This window comes from Tepidimonas aquatica, from assembly GCF_007556585.1.
Lineage (GTDB): Bacteria > Pseudomonadota > Gammaproteobacteria > Burkholderiales > Burkholderiaceae_C > Tepidimonas > Tepidimonas aquatica.
This window is the reverse complement of the sequence record NZ_VJNA01000056.1, coordinates 1-4,496: the sequence shown is the minus strand read 5'-3', so window position 1 is coordinate 4,496 and position 4,496 is coordinate 1. Positions and strand designations below refer to the sequence as shown.

General features: G+C 57.1%; 4 protein-coding genes. 3 read left to right on the top strand and 1 reads right to left on the bottom strand.

Annotated elements, in window-relative coordinates:
* The first annotated feature begins 270 nt into the window (after positions 1-270).
* The 3 genes from Taqua_RS12685 to Taqua_RS12675 all read left to right on the top strand — a co-directional run bounded on the left by Taqua_RS12685 (position 271) and on the right by Taqua_RS12675 (position 3,643).
* Positions 271-1,728, top strand: coding sequence for a nitric oxide reductase activation protein NorD (locus Taqua_RS12685; RefSeq protein ID WP_221933950.1), 1,458 nt, complete (start codon positions 271-273; stop codon positions 1,726-1,728).
* Between the two features lie 107 nt (positions 1,729-1,835).
* Positions 1,836-2,990: a transporter substrate-binding domain-containing protein gene (locus Taqua_RS12680; RefSeq protein WP_144326949.1), complete on the top strand. Its 1,155-nt coding sequence runs from the start codon at positions 1,836-1,838 to the stop codon at positions 2,988-2,990.
* Positions 2,990-3,643, top strand: coding sequence for an ANTAR domain-containing response regulator (locus tag Taqua_RS12675; RefSeq protein WP_144326948.1), 654 nt, complete (start codon positions 2,990-2,992; stop codon positions 3,641-3,643). Before Taqua_RS12680 ends, Taqua_RS12675 begins: the two co-directional genes overlap by 1 nt.
* 108 nt (positions 3,644-3,751) lie before the next feature.
* On the opposite strand, the gene Taqua_RS12670 is transcribed toward Taqua_RS12675, so the two are convergent.
* Positions 3,752-4,321, bottom strand: coding sequence for a helix-turn-helix transcriptional regulator (locus Taqua_RS12670; protein WP_221933949.1), 570 nt, complete (start codon positions 4,319-4,321; stop codon positions 3,752-3,754).
* Between the last annotated feature and the right edge of the window lie 175 nt (positions 4,322-4,496).

Genomic DNA, 4,496 nt, shown 5'->3' with positions numbered 1-4,496 from the left:
ACAACGAGGAGCGACCCAAGAAGGCATTGGGCGGACTGACACCGAGCGCCTACGCCAGGCAACTGGCATCGGCTACCATCCAACCCGGACTCTAGATCGAACCGCTACTGAAAGCGGGGGGACGTCGCAATCACGGTAGGCGAAAACAGCGCGGCATCGCGAGCCAGCCGTACCATCATTACCGAATCACAATTGGTGATAAGTCGGCGGTCCGCTGAGGAGGCACTCGTTCCCGCCGCAGAGCTCTACCGAGCCACTGTTGCGCATGCCGTGGCCCATCTTCTTTTTTCCCCACTGAAGCAGCCCGGGCGTCTGCTCAAGCCGATGAGTCAGGTCGTGGTGTCTGCCGTCGAGGACGCTCGCGTTGAGCGCTTGCTGGCCCGGCGATACCCCGGGACAAAGAATTGGTTCCTCAAGAATCTGGCCAAGGTGCCAGACCGCGACAATCTCAGCTTTGAGGCGTTCATGGCACGCATGGACCGCTCGCTGGCCGACCCCGACTATGTTGACGATAACCATTGGGTCAACAAGGCTCGTCGGCTGTTTGAGGAAACACAAAGAAGTTTTGGCCTCGAAGACGCTCGTGCGTTTCGGTCAGTCGCATCCATTCTGGCCAATGACCTTGGTCAGATGCGCGTTCGGTTTGACCCACAGCACTATGTGGTTCCATCCCCTTACCGGGACGACAACAGCATCCTTTGGCATCACGAGGAGGATGCGCGGGACGAACAGCAGACGCTATCCACCCCTCGTTCCACGCCAGCGCGTGCCAATGCATCTGAATCCTTTTCAAGCAGTGCCACGCAAGAAGTCACACCTCAGGCCGAGCTTGAACTGAGTCGAACCCTCCACCCCGAGTGGCATCATCACCTTGGTTTGTGGCGACGCGACTGGTGTACTGTGGTCGAGAAGGTCCCCGCCACAACTTCGGCCAACCTCTCGGTGGGTCGTCCGCTGCTGCACCATACTTTTAGCCCCGTTTCGTTGCACCGCGTTCGTCGCCTTAGCCGCCGACAACGCTTGCGTAGGCAATGGGAAGGAGAGGACATTGACCTCAATGCCGCCATTGAGGTCCTGGTAGACCGTCGTCTGGGTTTGGAGCCAGAGCCTCGCTTGTTCATGCGCCCCGGGCGTGAGACGGGCACTACCCGCATCCTCGTGCTGCTTGACCTTTCCGAGTCAACAAACGAGCCCTCGGGCATGCATGGCTTAACAATGCTGGATGTCGAGAAACAAGCGGCTTTTATGCTTGTCGAGGCCACTATTCAAACGGCTGACAGCGTGGCCATCCACGGTTTTAACTCCAACACCAGGTCTGAGGTGAGCTACTACCGCCTGCTTGATTGGGAGGACACACTCGACGGCGACGCCCGCGAGCGTCTGGCTTCGGTTCCCGCGCGTCACTCAACACGACTTGGCGCTGCAGTGCGGCAAGCCACTGTTCATCTGCAGGCACAGCCAGGACGGCATCGAGGACTGCTGGTCGTCACTGATGGCGCACCTTCGGACATTGATGTGTTTGACCCTGACTATTTGGTTGAAGACGCCCGCATAGCAGTCCAGCAAGCCAACCGAGCGGGCATCCGCACTTTTTGTCTAGCGGTTGACCCCGCAGCCGACCGATACGTGCGTCGTATTTTTGGTTGGCGCAACTATGGAATTGCAGCAGACGTAAGCCAGCTTCCAGTACAGTTACAACGTGCTTTTGTGAGGCTGGCAGCAGGATGAAAGCTTCACCTCACACCCGCATAACCTGATGTTCATCGGTTCCGCCATGCCTATCAACACTCTTCCTCTATCCCAAACTAGAATTCCAAGAAAAGTGAAGGTGCGTCATGTCTGACCGCGACCCTGTGCGCGTTGGCGTGCTTTTCTCGCATACTGGTGTCACCTCCACCATCGGGCTGTCTCAGCTTCACGGTGCCTTGCTGGCTATCGACGAAATCAACGAGGCTGGGGGCATCAACGGGCGCGAGCTTGTCCCGGTCCAATATGACGCCCAATCGAACCCGCAGCGCTATGCCCAGTTGGCGGAGCAGCTCATCGTGCAGGATAAGGTCAAAGTCATCTTTGGCTGCTACATGTCCAGCAGCCGTAAGGCCGTTATCCCTGTCATTGAGAAGTGGAACCGACTGCTGTTCTATCCGACCCCGTACGAGGGGTTCGAGTACTCGGCCAACGTGATTTACACGGGAGCCGCCCCCAATCAGAACAGTGTTCAGTTGGCGGAGTTCATGACAACCAACTTTGGCGCGCGGGTTTACATGATTGGCTCGGACTACATCTACCCCTATGAGTCCAATCGCATCATGGGTGAGCTTGTGATGCAACGCCAGGGCGGCGAAAAGTTGGGGGAGAGATATGTGGCGCTGGACGCCACCGAGAAAGAGTTTGTGGAAATCATGGCTGACATCAGAAACAAACGCCCTGATTTCATCTTTTCGACAGTGGTCGGAGACTCCACGGCTGCTCTGTATCGCGCATATGCTGATGCTGGCTTTGACCCCAAGGTCATGCCCATCGGAAGCCTCACGACCTCGGAGGCCGAAATCTCTCAAATGGAGAAAGGCCTGGTGACAGGCCACTACACCTCGGCTCCATACTTTCAATCCATCGAATCCGCTGCCAACGTACGCTGTCTGCAACGTCTTCGGCGGCGCTTGGGTGAGAATTGCGTCCCCAATCTGTGTTGGGAAGCCTCCTACTTTCAGATGCACATCTTCGCCAATGCGATGCGTCAGTCAGGCAGCGACGACATCGCTGAACTACTGCCGCGCGTGTTGGGGAGCGAGTTCGACGCTCCACAAGGTCGTGTGCGTATCGACCCTACCAACCACCACACTTGCTTGTATCCGCGCATTGGCCGTGTGAACGCTGAAAGTCAGTTTACTATCGTGCGCCAAGCGCGACGGTCGGTATACCCCGACCCCTATTTGGTTACCCATTCTCTAGGAGATTGGGCTGCGCGCTTGGACACTTTGGAGTCTTGATGGTCGACCGAGCTGAGCAGCCTCGAGCATTGCGAGCTACACCTCAACAGCTGAAAGAGCTTCGTACGCTGACTGTGTCGGTCATTCATCCCGATGACTCCGACGGCCGTCAACTTACGCAGCAACTACAGCGTATCGGCTGCAAGGTTCAGGCATTTTGGCCCCCGATGCAAACCATCGGCAAAGATGTGGACGTGGTGTTTATTGCTGTACGCCCTGAAATCCTCAACCTAAACATGGAATGGGCGCGAGGGGACGATGCACCAACCGTCATAGCAGTAGTCAACTACGAAAACCCCACTATCGTCGAAGTGGTGTTAGGTTTGGAGGCTAAGGCCGTTCTGCCTTCACCTGTGCGCTCGTTTGGTCTTCTCTCGTCACTTGTTCTAGCTCGTGAGAACCACAAGGTGAACCGCGCCTTGGCTCGGCGATTGAAAAAGGTGGAGGCCAAGCTACTGGGGGTTAGGCACATCGCTGATGCCAAGGCCATTCTGATGAAGACCCATCAGGTTTCCGAGACAGAGGCCTACGACATGATTCGCAAACAAGCCATGGCAAAGAGAACCACGACAGAAGAGGTTGCCATGGCCATCGTCGAGGCTCATGAACTGCTGAGTATTTCCCTACCTTCGCGTAACCCACGGTCCGCATAGACATCCGGGCAAAGGCGACGTCCGCCCGAACTTCAAAGCCTAGTGCTCCTAACACCGGGGGAACGTCGGAGTCACCCAAGAGCTCAGCAATCGGATTTCTGATGCGGTCTACGGGGAATACATGGCACTTGCCGAGACGAGCTCGTGCATCACGGCTTCTCTGAGTGCTTGAGGTTCGAGCACCTCCACGTGCTTGCCGTGTCGCAAAATATCCATGGCGAGTTCGGTCGCGTCAGTGAACGGGACTTCCAGAAGAAGGGTTCCGTTAGAAGCGAGTTGAGACTTTTGCTCAGGATGCCAGACTTCTCGCGCGACCCAGCGTGACCTTGGCGCCGTGAAGCGCAATCGCGCCCACTGAACGTCGCCACCGGAGTAGATGCCGTAGCCGGCGCCAATGAATTTCTCCAGCTGCGCAGCATCCGCCTCGAAGGCTGTCTCCTGGGTGGCATTGGCCGCTTGGATTGAATCCATTGCGAAAGAGCGCAGACCATGGCGGACATGGCAGTAGGCAATGAGATACCAGTTGCCCCGGTAATGCAGCAGTTGCTGGGGTGACACCTTCCGTTCGTTTGACTCGTCGCGGGCCCTCCCGTAGTAACTGATAGCCAGCCGTGCCCGGCCGAGCAACGCAGCAGCGACCACTTCGAAGTGCTTGTCAGAGACTGTGCGCGTTGCCACGTTCAGCTGCGCATTCCACTGATGGCGGACAGTGATTCCATTGCCATCGCGGACAGTGATTCCATTGCCATCGCGGACAGCGTTCCAAACGATAGCGGACACGCTGCGCGGGTGTCCTGAGTGACGCTCAAATCGTAGCCGAAGTGTCCGCCATCAGCGTGGAATGGCACTCGGT